Here is a 15,161-nt window from a genome sequence, read left to right as displayed (position 1 = left end):
CCGCGATGAAGCCCCGTTCAGGTTCAGGCGGCCGACGGCGGCCCTGACGAACGCCGTTGCAGCCGGTCCGTTGCCTGCCCGTATCAGACCATCGGCGGCGGGCCGGCGAGGATGTCGCGCTTGCCGGCGTGGTTGGCGGGGCTGACCACGCCCTCCTGCTCCATCCGCTCGATCAGCGAGGCGGCGCGGTTGTAGCCGATCTGAAGGCGGCGCTGGATGTAGCTGGTCGAGGCCTTGCGGTCGCGGGTGACCACGGCCACGGCGCGGTCGTAGAGGTCGTCGCCCGAGCCGCCGCCCTCGTCGCCGAAGGCATTGTCGCCGTCGCCGTCCGGATCGTCGGTGATCAGGTCGAGGTAGTCCGGCTCCGCCTGGGCTTTCAGGTGATTGCAGACGGCCTCGACCTCCTTGTCGTCGACGAAGGGGCCGTGCAGGCGGGTGATGCGGCCGCCGCCGGCCATGTAGAGCATGTCGCCCTGGCCCAGCAGCTGTTCGCCGCCCTGCTCGCCGAGGATGGTGCGGCTGTCGATCTTGGAGGTGACCTGGAAGCTGATCCGGGTCGGGAAGTTGGCCTTGATGGTGCCGGTGATGACGTCGACCGACGGGCGCTGGGTGGCCATGATCAGATGAATGCCGGCGGCGCGGGCCATCTGGGCGAGGCGCTGCACCGCGCCCTCCACGTCCTTGCCGGCGACCAGCATCAGGTCGGCCATCTCGTCCATGACCACGACCAGATAGGGCATGGGCTCGGGGCGGATCTTCTCGGACTCGTAGACCGGCCGCCCCTGCTCGTCGAAGCCGGTCTGGACCGTGCGCTCGAAATGCTCGCCCTTGGCCTGGGCCTCGCGGGCCCGGTCGTTGTAGCTGGCGATGTTGCGCACGCCGAGCTTGGACATCCGCCGGTAGCGGTCCTCCATCTCGCGCACGGTCCATTTCAGGGCGACGACCGCCTTCTTGGGATCGGTGACCACCGGGGCCAGCAGGTGCGGGATGCCGTCGTAGACGCTGAGCTCCAGCATCTTCGGGTCGATCATGATGAAGCGGCACTGCTCGGGCGTCAGCTTGTACAGGATCGAGAGGATCATGGCGTTGACCCCCACCGACTTGCCCGAGCCGGTGGTGCCGGCGATCAGCAGGTGGGGCATGCGCGCGAGGTCGGCGACATAGGGCTCGCCGCCGATGGTCTCGCCCAGCGCCAGCGGCAGCAGGTGAGACGGCTTGTCGTACTCGGTCGAGGCCAGCAGGTCGCGCAGGTAGACGGTCTCGCGCCGGGCGTTGGGCAGTTCGATGCCGATGGCGTTGCGGCCCTGGACGACGCTGATGCGGCAGGCGCGGGCCGACATGGAGCGGGCGATGTCGTCCGAGAGCGCGACGACGCGGCCATGCTTCACACCCGGCGCCGGCACCAGCTCGTAAAGGGTGACCACGGGGCCGGGGCGGATCTGGTCGATGACGCCGCGCACGCCGAACTCCTGCAGCACGCCCTCGAGCATCTTGGCGTTCTGCTTCAGCGCCTCCTCGTCGACGGCGGCGACGCGCTTGGCCGGCTTGGACAGCATGCCCAGCGGCGGCAGGTCGAAGTCGCCCTCGGGGCGGGCGAAGTCGAAGGCGGCCTGGGCGTCGTCGACCTCGCGGCGCGAAGCCTTGGGGGCCTTGACCGCCGCCACCCTGGGCTCGGGCGCGGCGCGAGCGGGGCGCGGCGCGGGCGCCGGCTCGTCCCACGGCGGCATCTCCTCCGGCTCCGGGGCGAGGTTGACCGGGGCGTGCCCGGGTTCGGGCTCGGGCTCGGGCTCGGGCTCGGGGCGAGGCCGACGGGGCCGCGGGGCGGCGGCGGGAGCGGCCTCCGCGCGTCGCGGGGCCGCCCTTCGCGATCCGCTCCAGGCCAGCGCCTCGGAGAGATCGGAAAAGCGCAGGCCGATGGCGTAGCCGATGCCCCACAGCGCCAGCGGGAGGAACAGGACGCCCGCGATGATCGAGCCGCCGCCGAAGCGCAACGCCTCGCAGGCCCACCGCACCAGACCCACGAGGGCGTCGCCCCACAGCCCGCCGAGACCCGCGGCGAGCGGCCACGCCGCCGGCGGGGCGAGGGCGGACAGCGCCGCCGAAAGCGCCAGCACGCCGCCGGTGGCGGACAGCGCCTTCACCGGCGTCGGCTTCAGCCGCTGCTGGATGGCGTCGCCGATCGCCCGCGCCAGGCCGAACGCGACAAGCAGCAGGGCGCCGGGCCACGCGGCCAGGCCGAGCGACTGCATGAACAGGTCGGCGAACAGGGCCCCGTTGGCGCCGAGCCAGTTGGTCGGGGCGGCCGTCGATGCGGCGTTGAGGCTGGGGTCCGCGGGGTTCCACGACAGCAGGGCGACCAGCAGCAAGGCCGCCAGGAGGGCCTGCAGCACGCCGCGGAAGCGCACCACGAAGGGCGCGTCCCACAGGATGCGGGCGCCGATCCAGGCGCGCTGGCCGAGGACGAGGGCGGCGGACATGCGGAACGAAACTCCGGACGGTCGGGACTCGGCCGCCGTTGTCGCCCGGGCAGGGTTAAGGGGGCATTTACCCTCGACCCTATGCCGCACTGGACGCGGACCCGTCCCGGCGCGACAACCCGGCCATGAGCAGCGAACCCTACGACGTCATCATCGCCGGCGCCGGACTGGTCGGCGCGACCTTCGCCCTGGCGGCGGCGCAGGGCGGACTGAAGGTCGTCGTGGTCGATCCGCAGCCGTTCGATGCGCAACTGGCCCCGACCTTCGACGGCCGCTCGACGGCGATCGCCTTCTCGACCTTCCGCATGCTGGATGCGCTCGGCGTCGGCGCGGCGCTCCGGCCGCACGCCTGCCGGATGGATCGCATCCTCGTCACCGACGGACGTCGGCCGGGGGCGGCGTCGCGGGCGCCCTCCTCGGCCTTCCTGCGCTTCGACGCCGACGAGATCGGCGACCGGACCAACGGCGAGCCGCTGGGCTACATGGTCGAGAACCGGCGCATCCGCTCAGCCCTGGCCGAGGCGGTGACCGCTGCCGGCATCGAGGTGCGGGCGCCGGCCTCCGTATCGGGCGTCGAGGTCGGCCCGGGTCGCGCCATCGTGACCCTCCCGGACGGGGCGACGCTGGAGGCGCCGCTGGTGGTCGGGGCCGAGGGGCGCGGTTCGCCGGTGCGTCGGGCGGCCGGGATCGACACGCTCGGCTGGGGCTACGGCCAGAGCGGCGTGGTGGCGACCGTGGCGCTGGGGCGGGACCACGGCAACGTCGCCCACGAGTACTTCCTGCCGGACGGGCCGTTCGCCATCCTGCCGCTGACGGAACAGCGCGCCAGCCTGGTGTGGACCGAAAGCACGCGCCGTGCCGAGGCGCTGAAGACGGCCTCGGACGCCGCCTTCCACGCCCACCTGATGCGGCGCTTCGGGGACTTCCTCGACGAGGTCGCCGTGGTCGGGCCGCGCTTCGTCTATCCGCTGTCGCTGCAGCTGGCCGAGGCGCTGACGGCGCCCCGCATCGCCCTCGTCGGCGACGCCGCCCACGGCGTGCACCCCGTGGCGGGGCAGGGACTGAACATGGGGCTCAAGGACGTCGCCGCCCTCGCCGAGGTGCTGGTCGAGGCGGCGCGACTGGGCGAGGACATCGGGGTGGAGACGGTGCTGGAGCGCTACGCCCGCTGGCGGCGCTTCGACAACGTCGCGCTGGCGGCCGGCTTCGACGGCTTCGTGCGCCTGTTCTCCAACGACCTGCCGCCGGTGCGGCTGGCGCGCGACGTCGGCATCGCCGTGGTCAACCGCATCGCTCCCCTGCGCCGCGCCTTCATGCACGAGGCCGGCGGGGCCACGGGCGACCTGCCGCGGCTGCTGCGCGGCGAGGCCTTGTAGAGCGCCACCGCTCGCTGCCTGAGCGCGGCTTCCGTGGCGTTCAGTCCAGCTTGCGGGCCTCTTCGGGCAGCATGATCGGCACGCCGTCGCGGATCGGGTAGGCCAGCTTCGCCCCCCTGGAGACCAGCTCCTGCCGATCGCGGTCGTAGGTCAGCCGGCCGCGGGTGACGGGGCAGACCAGCACCTCGAGCAGGCGCGGATCGACGGCGGCGGGGGTGTGGAAGGCGTCGGACATTTCGGGGTTCCTACTGGATCGAGCCCATGTCGCCGTCGCCGTCGCCGGCGGCGTCGATGCGCATCAGGGCGGTCAACACGGCGGCGCGGCCGTCGAGGTCGGGCGCCTCGAGCAGGGCCTGCTTTTCCGGCGGCTCGAACGGCAGGGCCATGGCCAGGCTGTTGACCAGGGCCTCGGGCGGGGCGGTCTCGGCGGTGTCCCAGTCGATGTCGAGACCGCGCGTCTCGAGATAGGCCCGCAGCGCCTCCAGCAGGTTCTCCCGGTCGAGATTGCCCTCGCCGGCCGGCGGCGCGACGAGATCCGACTCGTAGGGCGCGAACTGGGCGCGCACCTGGCGGTAGGGCGTCTGCACCGGCAGCTCGCCCTGCACCCGGAAGCGCGAGCAGCCGGTCAGGGTGATCAGATAGCGACCATCCGACGTCTCTGCGAAGCTGGTGATGCGGCCGGCGCAGCCCACCGGCGACAGGCTGGGCAGGCGGCGCGGCCCCCCGGAGGGCTGGATCATGCCGATGATGCGATCCCCGGCCATGGCGTCGTCGACCATGTTCAGGTAGCGCGGCTCGAAGATGTTCAGCGGCAGCTGGCCGCGCGGCAGCAGCATCACCCCGTCCAGCGGAAACACCGGAATGACCTGCGGCAGGTCGGCGGCCCTGACATATCCCTGAGCCACCGGCCCCTCCTCAGGCGAACAGCAGCGACGACAGGCGGCGGCGACCGTCGCGGGCGACCTCGGAGCTCGCGCCCGCCGCCTCGAAGACGGTCAGCAGCTGCTTGCGGGCGGCCTGGTCGTTCCAGTCGCGGTCGGCGGCGACGATCTTCAGCAGATGGTCGACGGCGCCGGCGAGGTCGCCGGCGGCGGCGCGCGCCTGGGCGAGGTCGAAGCGGGCCGCGTGGTCGTTCGGGTCGGCGGCGAGGCGGGCCTCGAGCTCCGCGTCCGCGCCGCTCGGGGCGGCCGAAGCGAGCGACAGCTGGGCGCGCACCGACTGGACCAGCGGGTCCTTCGAGTCGGCGGGGGCCATGGCGATGGTCTGGCGCGCCTGGTCGGGGTCGCCGTCGGCGAGATAGACGCGGGCCATGCCGGCGATGGCCTTCTCGTGGCCGGGCTCGAGGGTCAGCACCTGGGCGAAGGCCTGGGCGGCGCCGCCGAGGTCGTTCAGCGACAGCGATTCCTCGCCCAGCGACAGCAGCTGCTCGATGTCGGAATCGCCCGAGGCGCCGCCGGTCAGCTTGTCGATGAACGCCTTCAGCTGGCTCTCCGGCACGGCGCCCTGGAAGCCGTCCACGGGCTGGCCGTTGACGAAGGCGTAGACCGTCGGGATCGACTGCACGCGCAGCTGCCCGGCGTAGGCCGGGTTCCTGTCGACGTCGATCTTGACCAGCTTGACCGCGCCCTTGGCGGCGCGAACGGCCTTCTCCAGCGCCGGCGTCAGCTGCCGGCACGGGCCGCACCAGGTCGCCCAGAAGTCGACCAGCACGGGCTGGGTCTTCGAGGCCTCGACCACGTCCTTCATGAAGGCGGCGTCGGAGCCCTCCTTGATGAGGTCGTCGGGCAGGGCGGTCGGATCGGCGAGGGTCATGGCGGTCCTGGGTTCGGAAGAGTCATAACGCGGAAGCGGCTCAGATGGTCCCGCCGCCCTCGCCGCTCAAGGTCAGGTCGGTTCGCCGCCGGCTCCGGCGGGGCTGAGCTTCCAGCGGATGCGGGTTTCGGAGTCGGTCCGGGCCGAGCCGCGCACCACGATCTGCAGCGAACGGCGGGTCAAACCCTCGTCGATATGGACCGACGGCTCGATGGCCACGTCCGGCCCGTCGGTGCGGAACCACCAGCCGCGCCCGGAGTGGCCGCGCAGCAGGATGGAGCGCCGGTCGCGAGCCAGCGAGGCCTGGACGCCGGGCTCGAGCTGGAAGCGGACCGCATAGGGGGCGGCGATGGCGCGGACCACGTCCTTCTGGCCCGGCGCGGGATGCAGCCGCTCCTCGGCGCGGAGCTCGTCCAGCCGCTGGTCGAGGTAGAGCCGCCGCTGGTGCAGCAGGCCGAAGTCGTGAACCCAGCCGTCGTGCTCGATCTCCAGCCAGACGGCGCCCTCGCCGTCGCGCTGCTGGACCTCGACGTGGAGGGGGCGGCCGACCAGCCTCGGGCCGAGCAGGTCGCCCTTCCAGCCGCCGAGCGGCTCGCCGGGGGTGGTTTCGCCCAGCGTCAGGGTGGAATGGCCCGGCGGCAGGCGCAGCCCCTGACGGTCGGCGGCGCGCGGGGTCCAGCCGCAGCCGGTGATCAGCCGGTCCTTGCCGCACAGGATCTCCAGCGCCAGCGGCTGGGCGCAGGCGGCGGACGACCACGGTCCACGGGCCGGAGGGGCGGCGTCGGCGACGACGGTGAGAAGCGGCGTGCGCAGGCGGACGAGACCGCCGACCGCGCCCGAGGCGCCCGCGCCGGGGCCGTCGACGGTCTCACCGAGGGCCGCGGCGATCCGGGCGGGCGAAGACGCCGCGCCACCCTGGAAGGCGGCCAGCCGTCCGTCCGGCAGGGTGTTCAGGCGGACGGCGCGGTCGAGCCGCCCGATCGCCGCCTGCAGCGCTTCGGGGACCGGTTCGGACACCTGGCCCAGCCCGTCCTCGAGGGTGAGTAGGTCGAGGAGCAGCTCCAGCCCGGCCTCGGGGCTGCGGCTGGCGTGGGAGCCGTCCGGGAGCACGGCCCGGTCAAGGGCGCGCGGCAGCCGGCGCAGGGCGGCCCGGCGCAGGCTCGCCCCGCCGGGACCCGCGACGGCGCAGCCGACCACGGCGGCGGCGACGAGACGCTCGGCGAGCGTGGCGACGCCGCCCGGCGGGCGCAGCAGCTGGCGCCCGTGCCGGCCGAGAATGTCGGCCAGCCGCAGACGCTCGGCCTCGCTGGCGACCTGACCCATGCGACGGGCGGCGCAGGCCAGGTTGAAGGCCCGACGGGCGAGGATGTCCGGGTCCCAGGCGAACGGGGACCAGCGGGCGAAGACCTGGCCCCAGACGAGGGCCAGCCGCACGGCCTCCCGCGCGCCGCGCTCTCCCTGCAGCATCAGCGAGGGCAGCCAGGCGAAGCTGTGCAGGTCGACGGCGAAGGCCCGGGTCGGGCTGGGGCGGTTGAACGGATCCTCCGGAGCGGGGGCGTCGAGCGCCGCGCCGGCGAGGGTGAAGCGCCCGGAGAGAACACCCTTGCCGACGGCCGGGTCGGCGGGCCGGAAGTCGCGCGGCGTGGAGGCGAAGCCGGGCGCGGCGCGGCCCTTCAGGGTCTGGGCGTAGCCGGGCAGGCCGTAGAGCTCGATCCACAGCTGGCGGGTCAGCAGCCGTCCGGCGATGGCGGGCCAGAGCGACGGCCCGGTGGTCGGGCCGGCGGTGCGCACCGGCGTGCGCATCGGCGCGCCGCGCAGGCCTGGGATCTCGCCCGGCGGCGGGGCTGAACCCTCGGTGCGGGCGAAGGGACCGAGCGGACTCACGCCGCCTTCAGCGCCCGGATGTTGGCGGCGTAGGCGTCGGCGCCGCCCTTGAACACGAACGAGCCGGCCACGAGGGCGTCGGCTCCGGCGGCGACGCAGGCGGCGGCGTTGGCCGCGGTGACGCCGCCGTCGACCTGCAGGTGCGCCTTAGAGCCGGCGGCGTCGAGCAGGGCCCGGGCGCGCTCGATCTTGCGCAGCGAGGACGGAATGAAGGACTGGCCGCCGAAGCCGGGATTGACTGACATCAGCAGGACCAGGTCGACGAGGTCGACGACCTCCTCGAGCACGTTCAGCGGCGTGCCGGGGTTCAGCACCACGCCCGCCTTGGCGCCGAGCTGGCGGATGCGGCCCAGGGTGCGGTGCAGGTGCGGACCGCTTTCGGGATGAACGGTGAGGATGTCGGCGCCGGCGTCACGGTAAGCCTCCAGCCACGGGTCGACGGGCGCGACCATCAGGTGCACGTCGAAAGGCAGGGCCGAATGCGGCCGGATCGCTTTCACGATGTCCGGTCCCATGGTCAGGTTGGGCACGAAGTGTCCGTCCATGACGTCGACGTGGATCCAGTCGGCGCCGGCGGTCTCCAGGGCGCGGACCTCCTCGCCGAGGCGGGCGAAGTCGCTGGCGAGAATGGAGGGGCAGATCAGGGGAGCGGCCATGGCCCCCGGATAGGACGCCCCGGCGGCGCGGGCAAGCGAAGGGGTGGCCAGGCGGCGCCGACAAGCTTTACAGTACGGCGCCGGACAAAGCGGAGCGCGCGATGAGCGAACACCTGGCCACAGTCGAATGGAGCCGCGGGGAGCAGCCTTTTCTCGACAACCGCTACGCTCGCGCCCACGAATGGCGCTTCGACGGCGGGGCGGTGGTGCGCGGCTCTTCCGCCCCCTCCAGCGTGCCGGCGCCGCTGTCCGACCCGGCCGCAGTCGACCCGGAGGAGGCGCTGGTGGCGGCGGTGTCGAGCTGCCACATGTTGTTTTCCCTCGCCTATGCGGCGCGGGCCGGCTTCGTCGTCGACAGCTATCGCGACGAGGCGGTGGGCGTCCTCGGCAAGGACGAGCGCGGCAAGGTGTCGATCACGGCGGTGACCTTGCGGCCCGCGGTCGCCTTCTCGGGTGAGACGCGGCCCGACGCCGCGGCGCTGGAGGACCTGCACCACCGGGCCCACGAGGCCTGCTATGTGGCCAATTCGATCCGGGCGTCGGTGGCGGTCGAGCCCGCCGCGGCCTGAGGCGCGACGGCGACGTCCTCCAGCAGGGCGGCGAAGCGCCGCACCGCCTCCTCGGCCAGTTCCGGGTGGTAGCGCATCGGCGGCGCGGTCATCGGCTCGTCGAAGCTGTGGGTGCCGTCGGCGATCCATGTCTCCACCTCGGCCCCGCAGTCGCGGATCATGGCGTGGACCCGCTCGGCGTTGCGGACGCTGGTCAGGTGGTCGGAGCGGGCGATGACGGCCAGGGTCTTCGGGCAGTGCCGCCACGGCCGCATGCGGTTCAGTGCGGCGACGCCGACGTAGGGGTAGGCGAGGTAGCTGGCCAGCACGCCTTCGAGGGGGACGTCGCCGGGATCGACGAGGCCGAGCATGCCAGGAAGGCGCTCGGAGCTCATCGCCTCCATGATGCCCCAGCCGCCGTGGCTCCAGCCGGCCAGGGCGATCTTCGACGGGTCGACGTCCCGGCGGCGGGACACGCCATCCAGCGCCGCCAGCACGTCGCCGGCCCGCTCGTGGCCGCGCAGCAGCAGGCCGGTGCAGACCGTGGCCATGGCGAAGGTCCGGCTCCAGCCGCGCGGGGCGTAGGAATCGACGATGAACGCCCGCCACCCGGCCGCCTGCGCTGCGGCGGCGTACTTCGGCAGGTGATCGCGCAGTCCGCCGCAACCGTGGAAGAGCAGCACCGCCGGCCGCGGACGGTGGTCGTCCGGGCCGAAGACGGTGGTGTGCGGTTCAAGGCGGGCCCAGCGTCGGGAGAGGGTGTCCATGGGCCGAGCCTAGCCGGGGACGGCCCACCCGTCTCCTCCCCGTCGCGCAGCGATGGGGAGGGGGACCATCCGGAGCCGCAGGCGGAGGATGGTGGAGGGGTTCGAAGTCCGGGCGCGCGTCTTCAACCCCTCCACCACCCTGCGGGTGGTCCCCCTCCCCACTGCGTGGGGAGGAGACGGGCGCGCTCAACCAGCGAGCCGCCGCGCGGCGAGCGATAGCGCCCCGGGGTCAGTGACGGAACACGCGCACGCCGGTGAAGGCCATGGCCACGCCCTGTTCGTCGGCGGCGGCGATGACCTCGTCGTCGCGGATCGAGCCGCCGGGCTGGATCACCGCCGTGGCGCCGGCCGCCACCGCCTCGAGCAGGCCATCGGCGAAGGGGAAGAAGGCCTCGGAGGCGCAGGCGGACCCTTGCGCCAGCGAATGGGCCAGCCCCTTGGCCTCGCCGGCCTCTCTCGCCCGAATGGCGGCGATGCGGGCCGAGTCGCGGCGGTTCATCTGGCCGGCGCCGATGCCGGCCGTCTGGCCGTCCTTCGCGTAGACGATGGCGTTCGACTTGACGTGCTTGGCGACCGTGAAGGCGAACAGCATGTTCTGGATCTCGGTCGGCGTGGGCTGGCGGCGGGTGACGATCTTCAGGTCAGCCGGGGCGATGCGCGAGCGGTCGCGGCCCTGCACCAGGAAGCCGCCGGCCACCGAGCGGAACACCTCGCCGGTCGCCAGCGGGTCGGGGAGGCCGTCGGTCAGCAGCAGGCGCAGGTTCTTCTTGGCGGCGAAGACGGCCTTCGCCTCCTCGTCGGCGCCGGGGGCGATGACCACCTCGGTGAAGATGCCGGTGATCGCCTTGGCGTCGGCGCCGGTGAGGGGACGGTTGACCGCCACCACCCCGCCGAAGGCCGAGACCGCGTCGCACTCCAGCGCCCGGGCGTAGGCCTCCTCGAGGCTGTTCCCGACGGCCACGCCGCAGGGGTTGGCGTGCTTGACGATGACGCAGGCCGGGGCCTCGAACTCGGCGACCAGCTCGTATGCCGCGTCGGCGTCGGCGATGTTGTTGTAGCCCAGCTCCTTGCCCTGCAGCTGGCGGGCGTTGGCGACCCCCGGACGGGTCTCGCCGGTGCGGTAGAAGGCCCCGGTCTGGTGCGGGTTCTCGCCGTAGCGCAGGGTCTGGGCGAGCGCGCCGGCGATCGACTTGCGGGACGGGGCGGCGTCGCCCAGCTGGGCGGCGAACCAGCCGGAGACGGCCGCGTCATAGGCGGCGGTGCGGGCGAAGGCGCGGGCCGCCAGCCGCTTGCGCAGCTCCAGCGTCGTCGATCCGCCGGCCTTCAGCGCCTCGACGATCATCGCGATCGACTCGCCGTCGACGGCGACTGCGACGTAGCCGTGGTTCTTCGAGCCCGAGCGGATCATGGCCGGGCCGCCGATGTCGATGTTCTCGATCGCCGCCTCGAAGTCGCCGCCCGACGCCACCGTCTGCTCGAACGGATAGAGGTCGATCCAGAGCACATCGATGCCGCCGATGCCGTGCGCGGTCATCGCCTCGGCGTGGGCCGGGGCGTCGCGCACCCCCAGCAGGCCGCCGTGCACCACCGGGTGCAGGGTCTTGACCCGGCCGTCCATCATCTCCGGGAAGCCGGTCAGGTCGGCGACGTCCTTCACCGGAAGGCCGAAGCCGGCGATGGCGGCGCGGGTGCCGCCGGTCGAGACCAGCTCGACGCCGAGGTCGTGCAGGGTGCGGGCGACGTCCTCCAGCCCGGTCTTGTCGCTCAGCGAGATCAGCGCGCGCTTCGGCGCCACGCGGTCGGGCGCGGGGGGAAAGTCGGGAGCGGCGGGCATGGCGGCGTCCGTATGTCAGGGGCGGGGAGGGATGCGGCGGGCTCTAGCATCCAATGGCCGGGGATTGAACCGCGGAGGGATTGCACATGGGACAGAACCTCGCGGCCGCGACTAGACTGCGACGCCTGGTTCTGGTGGAGGGGCGAGGAAGGTGATGCGGAGCTACTACCGCCGGATTGGCCGGACCATGATGGCCTTCGGCGTTTCGCTTCCGATCTTCTTCACACTGCTGACGCTCGGCGCCGTCGGCGCGGAGGTCGATCATTCCGACTCGATGAGAGAAGCTGTCGGGGCTCTCCTTGGCGTCTATGCGGCTTCCTCGGCCGCATTCCTGATTGGCCGAGTACTGGCGCGAATACCTCCCGTCGGCTGACCTGGGGGCTCAGCCGGTCACGCGCCTGCATCCCAAGTTGGCTGCGCGAATTCCACCACCACCGGCTCCCGCCCGAGAAGCTGCAGGAACCGCCGGAAATCGGCTTGCCCCAGCGCCGTGGTCGCCGTGTTGGTCAGCGGGTGGAAGTTGACGACGTCGGCGTCCCACAGGGCCTTGTCGAGGATGAAGGTCACGCGCTGGTCGGGGTCGTTGATCAGGCCGAGCGCTGTCACCGAGCCGGGTCGGACGCCGAGGGTCTCCCACAGCAGGGTCTCGTTGCCGAAGCTGAGGCGGGCCGAGCCGATCCATTTGTCCACCCGCTTCAGGTCGATCACCGTGTCCTGACGGGCCGAGATCAGCCACAGCTTCCCCTTCTTGTCCTTGAGGAACAGGTTCTTGGTGTGGGCGCCCGGCATGGCGGCCTTGAGCTCGTGCCCCTCGTCGACGCGGAACACGGCCGGGTGGTCATGGGTGACGTGCGGGATGCCATGCTCCGCCATCCAGGCCAGCAGGCGGTCGCGGTCGTAGGCGGGCGCGGGGAGGACGGCGGCGTCGGCGATCGGCTTGTATTCGGTCATCGGGCGAAGCTAGGGGTGAAGGCCTGTCGCCACCAGCCTGCCGGAGATCGCCCGTGGAGCTCGAATGCTACCCCATGATGCCGCAGCCGCCGGACCTCGTGCCGGGGCGGCAGTCGCGCAACTGGATGGACGCCTTCGCCAGCCGGCACCCCTACCGCTGCCTGCCGCTCACCATGGCCAACACCACGGGCTGGGAGATCCTGTGCCCGATCACCTTCACGGCCGAATGGAACGGCGGGCCGAGCCAGGACGACATCACGATCACGCCCGAGCGGCCGGTCCCGAACCTGAAGCACATCGTCACCTCGCACTTTTCGCGCGGGGTGCTGACGATGCATCCGCAGTACCTGTTCCGCACCCCGCCGGGCTGGGGCCTTCTGGCCGGCGGGTCGCCCAACCACGTCAAGGACGGCATCCAGCCGCTGACCGGGCTGATCGAGACCGACTGGCTGCCCTTCCCCTTCACCATGAACTGGATCTTCACCCGGCCCGGGCGGGTGAAGTTCGAGAAGGGCGAGCCGTTCTGCTTCATCACCCCGATCGAGCACCGCAAGGTCGAGCAGTTCGAGCCGGTGATCCGCTCTCTGGAGTCCAACCCCAGCATGCACGGCCAGTTCGAGGCCTGGAACCGGGCGCGGACCGACTTCAACCAGCGCCTCGCCGCCGGCGATCCGGAGGCGGCGAAGGAGGCCTGGCAGCGCTACTACTTCAAGGGCGAGGTGCCCGAGGACCTCGGCAAGGCCCCGGAGACGCATGTGAACAAGCGGCGGCTGAAGGGGCCGAGGATCGGGTAGGTAGGGACTAGGTTCTAGGGACTAGGTTTTAGGGGACGAGCGCCGTCTTCCCTAGCCCCTAGAGCCTGGCACCTAGCCGCTCCCTTACATCGCTCGCGGCACGCGCGGGCCGAGGTTGTCGATCACCTCGCGGGCGTCGAAGGCGTTGGGGTCGCCAGCCGGCTTGGGGCCGCGACCCATGACGATCTCGGCGGTGGCCTCGTAGCGGTCGATCTCGCGGACGTCGAAGTCGGGGCCGAACGGGTCGTACCACGGGCTCCAGTAGCCGCGGCGGTAGTAGCGCCAGCGCGGACCCCAGAACGGGCTGTACCGGTCATAGTAGAACGGGTCGGGCGTGGCCTGGTAGCGCACGTCGCGGTCGGTGGCGCGCTCGATGGTGGCGAACCAGTCGTAGCCGTTCTGAACCGTCACCTCGGCGGCGCGCAGCAGCAGGGCCATCTCGACCTGTTCGCGGCTGGTCACCGAGTTGCCGGCGAAGCTGATGCGGTAGCGGTCGGCGTCGATGCGTTGTTCCGAATAGCCGTAACGGCTGCCGTAGCCGGCCGGGCCGTAGGGGGTCGCCGTGGCGCAGGCCGACAGCGCCAGCGCGGCCGAGGCCAGCACGGCCGCGGACTTGAGGAAGCGAGGATTCATCGGAGGTCTCCTTGTCGCGACATTCCGCGCCATACGGGATGAACGGGCGCTGAACGGCGGCGGTTCCGCCGGACGCAAGTCCTTACAAACGCGAGACTATAAGCACGGCCGCGGCGAGCAGGAGCAGGCCGGTGAGGAGGGCGAAGCCGCGCCGGAAGCGGGGTTCGGTCATGCGCCGGGCCAGGGCCGCCCCGCCCAGACCGTAGGCGGACATGCTGAGCACGTCCATGCCGATGGTGGCCAGGGCGAACAGGGCCAGCTGCGGGGCGGCGGGCCGGTTCACGTCGAGGAAGGGCGGCAGGACGGCGGAGAAGAACAGCACGATCTTCGGGTTGGCGATCTGGACCATGAAGCCGTCGACGAAGGCGCCGCGGCCGAGCCGGATCGGGGTGTGGCCGGTTTCCGCGCCGCCCGCGCGAAAGGCGCCGATCAGCGCCTTGACGCCCAGCCAGGCCACGTAGAGGGCGCCGGCGATCGAGATCAGCCGGAAGGCGGCGGGAAAGGCCACAATCAGCGCGCCGAGGCCGAGCGCGGCGGCGGCGAACCACACGAGGGTGGCGGCGTTCATGCCGGCCACCCCGGCGAGCGCGCCCATCGGGCCGCGCTGCACGCCATTGGCGATGGAGAAGACGTTGGCCGGCCCGGGCGTGATCGCCATCACGGCCATGACGCCGAGGAAGGCGGCGTAGAAGTGCGGATCGACGGGCAGGGCGGGCATGGCCGGTCCCTGTCGGGCCGGCCGCTCCCGCGGTCAAGCGCGATCAGTCGGCGGCGGGCGGCGCCGGCTCGGCGACGGCGTCAGCGGCGATCTCCGCGGTGGCGGCGTTGACCTCGGTCATGGCGGCGTCGACCTCGTCGAGCGCGCCGCCGATCGCGTAGTCGGCCATCAGGCCGTAGGTGGCCATGTGCTCGGGGTCGTTGGAGGCCCAGGCCCCGTTCATGGCCATGCCGCCGGCCGCCGCCATGGCGCCGGAGAGGTTCACCTCGCGCATGGCCTCGACGACGACGGCCTCGATGTCGACTTCGGCGAGCGCCTGGCCGGCGATCTGGGCCGCATGCTGGCTGACCACGGCTGTGAAGGCCTGGACGTCCGGCGCGTACTCGCCCCACAGGGCGGCGATGCGCGTCTCGCGCTGGTCGTCGGTCAGGCTCTCGTCGGCGCCGAGGGCCTCGGCGCGCTCCCCGAACTCCTCCATGCGCGCCTCGAAGCGCTCAGCCGCGGCCTCGATCGCCGCCTCGGCCGAGGCGGCGGAGGTCTCGGCCGGGGGGGCTTCCTGCGCGGCGGCGGACAGCGGCAGAACGGCGAGGGCGGCGGCGAGGGACAGGGCCTTGATCATGGCGATCTCCTTGGGTCGCCGGCGAAGGTCGGCCCAACGCCGTTCGACCTCAAGTGAAATCGCGGTAAGGCGGCGGGGCCCGGCCCCGCCGC

General features: G+C 72.4%; 16 protein-coding genes. 4 read left to right on the top strand and 12 right to left on the bottom strand.

Annotated features, from left to right (window positions below):
- Window positions 1–83: 83 nt before the first annotated feature.
- A complete protein-coding gene (locus BM333_RS02175) occupies window positions 84–2,477 on the bottom strand; it encodes an FtsK/SpoIIIE family DNA translocase (protein ID WP_092306815.1) in 2,394 nt (797 codons plus the stop codon).
- A 125-nt stretch (window positions 2,478–2,602) separates the two neighbouring features.
- On the opposite strand from BM333_RS02175, the gene BM333_RS02170 reads away from it, so the two are divergent.
- A complete protein-coding gene (locus BM333_RS02170; protein ID WP_092306813.1) occupies window positions 2,603–3,853 on the top strand; it encodes a UbiH/UbiF/VisC/COQ6 family ubiquinone biosynthesis hydroxylase in 1,251 nt (416 codons plus the stop codon).
- A 40-nt stretch (window positions 3,854–3,893) separates the two neighbouring features.
- On the opposite strand, the gene BM333_RS02165 is transcribed toward BM333_RS02170, so the two are convergent.
- The 5 genes from BM333_RS02165 to rpe form a co-directional block, all read right to left on the bottom strand.
- Window positions 3,894–4,088: a Trm112 family protein gene (locus tag BM333_RS02165; RefSeq protein WP_092306811.1), complete on the bottom strand. Its 195-nt coding sequence runs from the start codon at window positions 4,086–4,088 to the stop codon at window positions 3,894–3,896.
- 10 nt (window positions 4,089–4,098) lie between these two features.
- Window positions 4,099–4,758 carry an LON peptidase substrate-binding domain-containing protein gene (locus BM333_RS02160; protein WP_092306809.1) on the bottom strand — a complete coding sequence of 220 codons (660 nt, stop codon included), beginning with the start codon at window positions 4,756–4,758 and terminating at the stop codon, window positions 4,099–4,101.
- A gap of 10 nt (window positions 4,759–4,768) precedes the next feature.
- Window positions 4,769–5,665 (bottom strand): thioredoxin, encoded by an 897-nt coding sequence (gene trxA / locus BM333_RS02155; protein WP_092306807.1) that lies wholly within the window; start codon window positions 5,663–5,665, stop codon window positions 4,769–4,771.
- 72 nt (window positions 5,666–5,737) lie between these two features.
- On the bottom strand, window positions 5,738–7,549 hold the full coding sequence (locus BM333_RS02150) for a heparinase II/III family protein (RefSeq protein ID WP_092306805.1): 1,812 nt from the start codon (window positions 7,547–7,549) through the stop codon (window positions 5,738–5,740).
- Window positions 7,546–8,205, bottom strand: a complete 660-nt coding sequence (gene rpe / locus BM333_RS02145; RefSeq protein WP_092306803.1) for a ribulose-phosphate 3-epimerase — start codon at window positions 8,203–8,205, stop codon at window positions 7,546–7,548. The genes BM333_RS02150 and rpe overlap by 4 nt, the downstream gene beginning before the upstream one ends.
- Window positions 8,206–8,306: 101 nt before the next feature.
- Here rpe and BM333_RS02140 point away from each other — a divergent pair, with 101 nt between their 5' ends.
- Window positions 8,307–8,774, top strand: a complete 468-nt coding sequence (locus tag BM333_RS02140) for an OsmC family protein (RefSeq protein WP_092306801.1) — start codon at window positions 8,307–8,309, stop codon at window positions 8,772–8,774.
- Here the strand turns inward: BM333_RS02140 and BM333_RS02135 are convergent.
- Both BM333_RS02135 and purH read right to left on the bottom strand, forming a co-directional pair.
- Window positions 8,720–9,520 (bottom strand): dienelactone hydrolase family protein, encoded by an 801-nt coding sequence (locus tag BM333_RS02135; RefSeq protein ID WP_092306799.1) that lies wholly within the window; start codon window positions 9,518–9,520, stop codon window positions 8,720–8,722. The two genes, BM333_RS02140 and BM333_RS02135, sit on opposite strands and share 55 nt — an antisense overlap.
- Before the next feature lie 229 nt (window positions 9,521–9,749).
- Window positions 9,750–11,354 carry a bifunctional phosphoribosylaminoimidazolecarboxamide formyltransferase/IMP cyclohydrolase gene (purH, locus tag BM333_RS02130; RefSeq protein ID WP_092306797.1) on the bottom strand — a complete coding sequence of 535 codons (1,605 nt, stop codon included), beginning with the start codon at window positions 11,352–11,354 and terminating at the stop codon, window positions 9,750–9,752.
- A 154-nt stretch (window positions 11,355–11,508) separates the two neighbouring features.
- On the opposite strand from purH, the gene BM333_RS02125 reads away from it, so the two are divergent.
- Window positions 11,509–11,727: a hypothetical protein gene (locus BM333_RS02125; protein ID WP_092306795.1), complete on the top strand. Its 219-nt coding sequence runs from the start codon at window positions 11,509–11,511 to the stop codon at window positions 11,725–11,727.
- Window positions 11,728–11,744: 17 nt separating this feature from the next.
- Here BM333_RS02125 and BM333_RS02120 read toward each other — a convergent pair whose 3' ends face one another.
- Window positions 11,745–12,305 (bottom strand): prolyl-tRNA synthetase associated domain-containing protein, encoded by a 561-nt coding sequence (locus BM333_RS02120; protein ID WP_092306793.1) that lies wholly within the window; start codon window positions 12,303–12,305, stop codon window positions 11,745–11,747.
- 53 nt (window positions 12,306–12,358) lie between these two features.
- Here BM333_RS02120 and BM333_RS02115 point away from each other — a divergent pair, with 53 nt between their 5' ends.
- Window positions 12,359–13,099: a DUF6065 family protein gene (locus BM333_RS02115; protein WP_092306791.1), complete on the top strand. Its 741-nt coding sequence runs from the start codon at window positions 12,359–12,361 to the stop codon at window positions 13,097–13,099.
- An 84-nt stretch (window positions 13,100–13,183) separates the two neighbouring features.
- Here the strand turns inward: BM333_RS02115 and BM333_RS02110 are convergent, their stop codons facing one another.
- The 3 genes from BM333_RS02110 to BM333_RS02100 all read right to left on the bottom strand — a co-directional run bounded on the left by BM333_RS02110 (window position 13,184) and on the right by BM333_RS02100 (window position 15,069).
- Window positions 13,184–13,732, bottom strand: coding sequence for a CC0125/CC1285 family lipoprotein (locus BM333_RS02110; protein WP_092306789.1), 549 nt, complete (start codon window positions 13,730–13,732; stop codon window positions 13,184–13,186).
- Between the two features lie 82 nt (window positions 13,733–13,814).
- Entirely contained in the window at window positions 13,815–14,450 is a 636-nt protein-coding gene (locus BM333_RS02105; RefSeq protein WP_092306787.1) for a LysE family translocator, read from the bottom strand.
- Window positions 14,451–14,493: 43 nt separating this feature from the next.
- Window positions 14,494–15,069 carry a hypothetical protein gene (locus BM333_RS02100; protein WP_092306785.1) on the bottom strand — a complete coding sequence of 192 codons (576 nt, stop codon included), beginning with the start codon at window positions 15,067–15,069 and terminating at the stop codon, window positions 14,494–14,496.
- Window positions 15,070–15,161 lie beyond the last annotated feature (92 nt).

The sequence above is a fragment of the Brevundimonas viscosa genome (assembly GCF_900116065.1).
GTDB lineage: Bacteria > Pseudomonadota > Alphaproteobacteria > Caulobacterales > Caulobacteraceae > Brevundimonas > Brevundimonas viscosa.
Note: the sequence above shows the minus strand (reverse complement) of the source record. Positions and strands in the feature narration are given on the sequence as shown.

Coding starts and splice junctions, on each gene's coding strand:
- BM333_RS02170 (WP_092306813.1), top strand. CDS start 2,603: ATGAGCAGCGAACCCTACGACGTCATCATCGCCGGCGCCGGACTGGTC.
- trxA (WP_092306807.1), bottom strand. CDS start 5,665: ATGACCCTCGCCGATCCGACCGCCCTGCCCGACGACCTCATCAAGGAG.
- BM333_RS02140 (WP_092306801.1), top strand. CDS start 8,307: ATGAGCGAACACCTGGCCACAGTCGAATGGAGCCGCGGGGAGCAGCCT.
- BM333_RS02125 (WP_092306795.1), top strand. CDS start 11,509: ATGCGGAGCTACTACCGCCGGATTGGCCGGACCATGATGGCCTTCGGC.
- BM333_RS02135 (WP_092306799.1), bottom strand. CDS start 9,520: ATGGACACCCTCTCCCGACGCTGGGCCCGCCTTGAACCGCACACCACC.
- BM333_RS02165 (WP_092306811.1), bottom strand. CDS start 4,088: ATGTCCGACGCCTTCCACACCCCCGCCGCCGTCGATCCGCGCCTGCTC.
- BM333_RS02175 (WP_092306815.1), bottom strand. CDS start 2,477: ATGTCCGCCGCCCTCGTCCTCGGCCAGCGCGCCTGGATCGGCGCCCGC.
- BM333_RS02100 (WP_092306785.1), bottom strand. CDS start 15,069: ATGATCAAGGCCCTGTCCCTCGCCGCCGCCCTCGCCGTTCTGCCGCTG.
- BM333_RS02110 (WP_092306789.1), bottom strand. CDS start 13,732: ATGAATCCTCGCTTCCTCAAGTCCGCGGCCGTGCTGGCCTCGGCCGCG.
- BM333_RS02105 (WP_092306787.1), bottom strand. CDS start 14,450: ATGCCCGCCCTGCCCGTCGATCCGCACTTCTACGCCGCCTTCCTCGGC.
- purH (WP_092306797.1), bottom strand. CDS start 11,354: ATGCCCGCCGCTCCCGACTTTCCCCCCGCGCCCGACCGCGTGGCGCCG.
- BM333_RS02120 (WP_092306793.1), bottom strand. CDS start 12,305: ATGACCGAATACAAGCCGATCGCCGACGCCGCCGTCCTCCCCGCGCCC.
- rpe (WP_092306803.1), bottom strand. CDS start 8,205: ATGGCCGCTCCCCTGATCTGCCCCTCCATTCTCGCCAGCGACTTCGCC.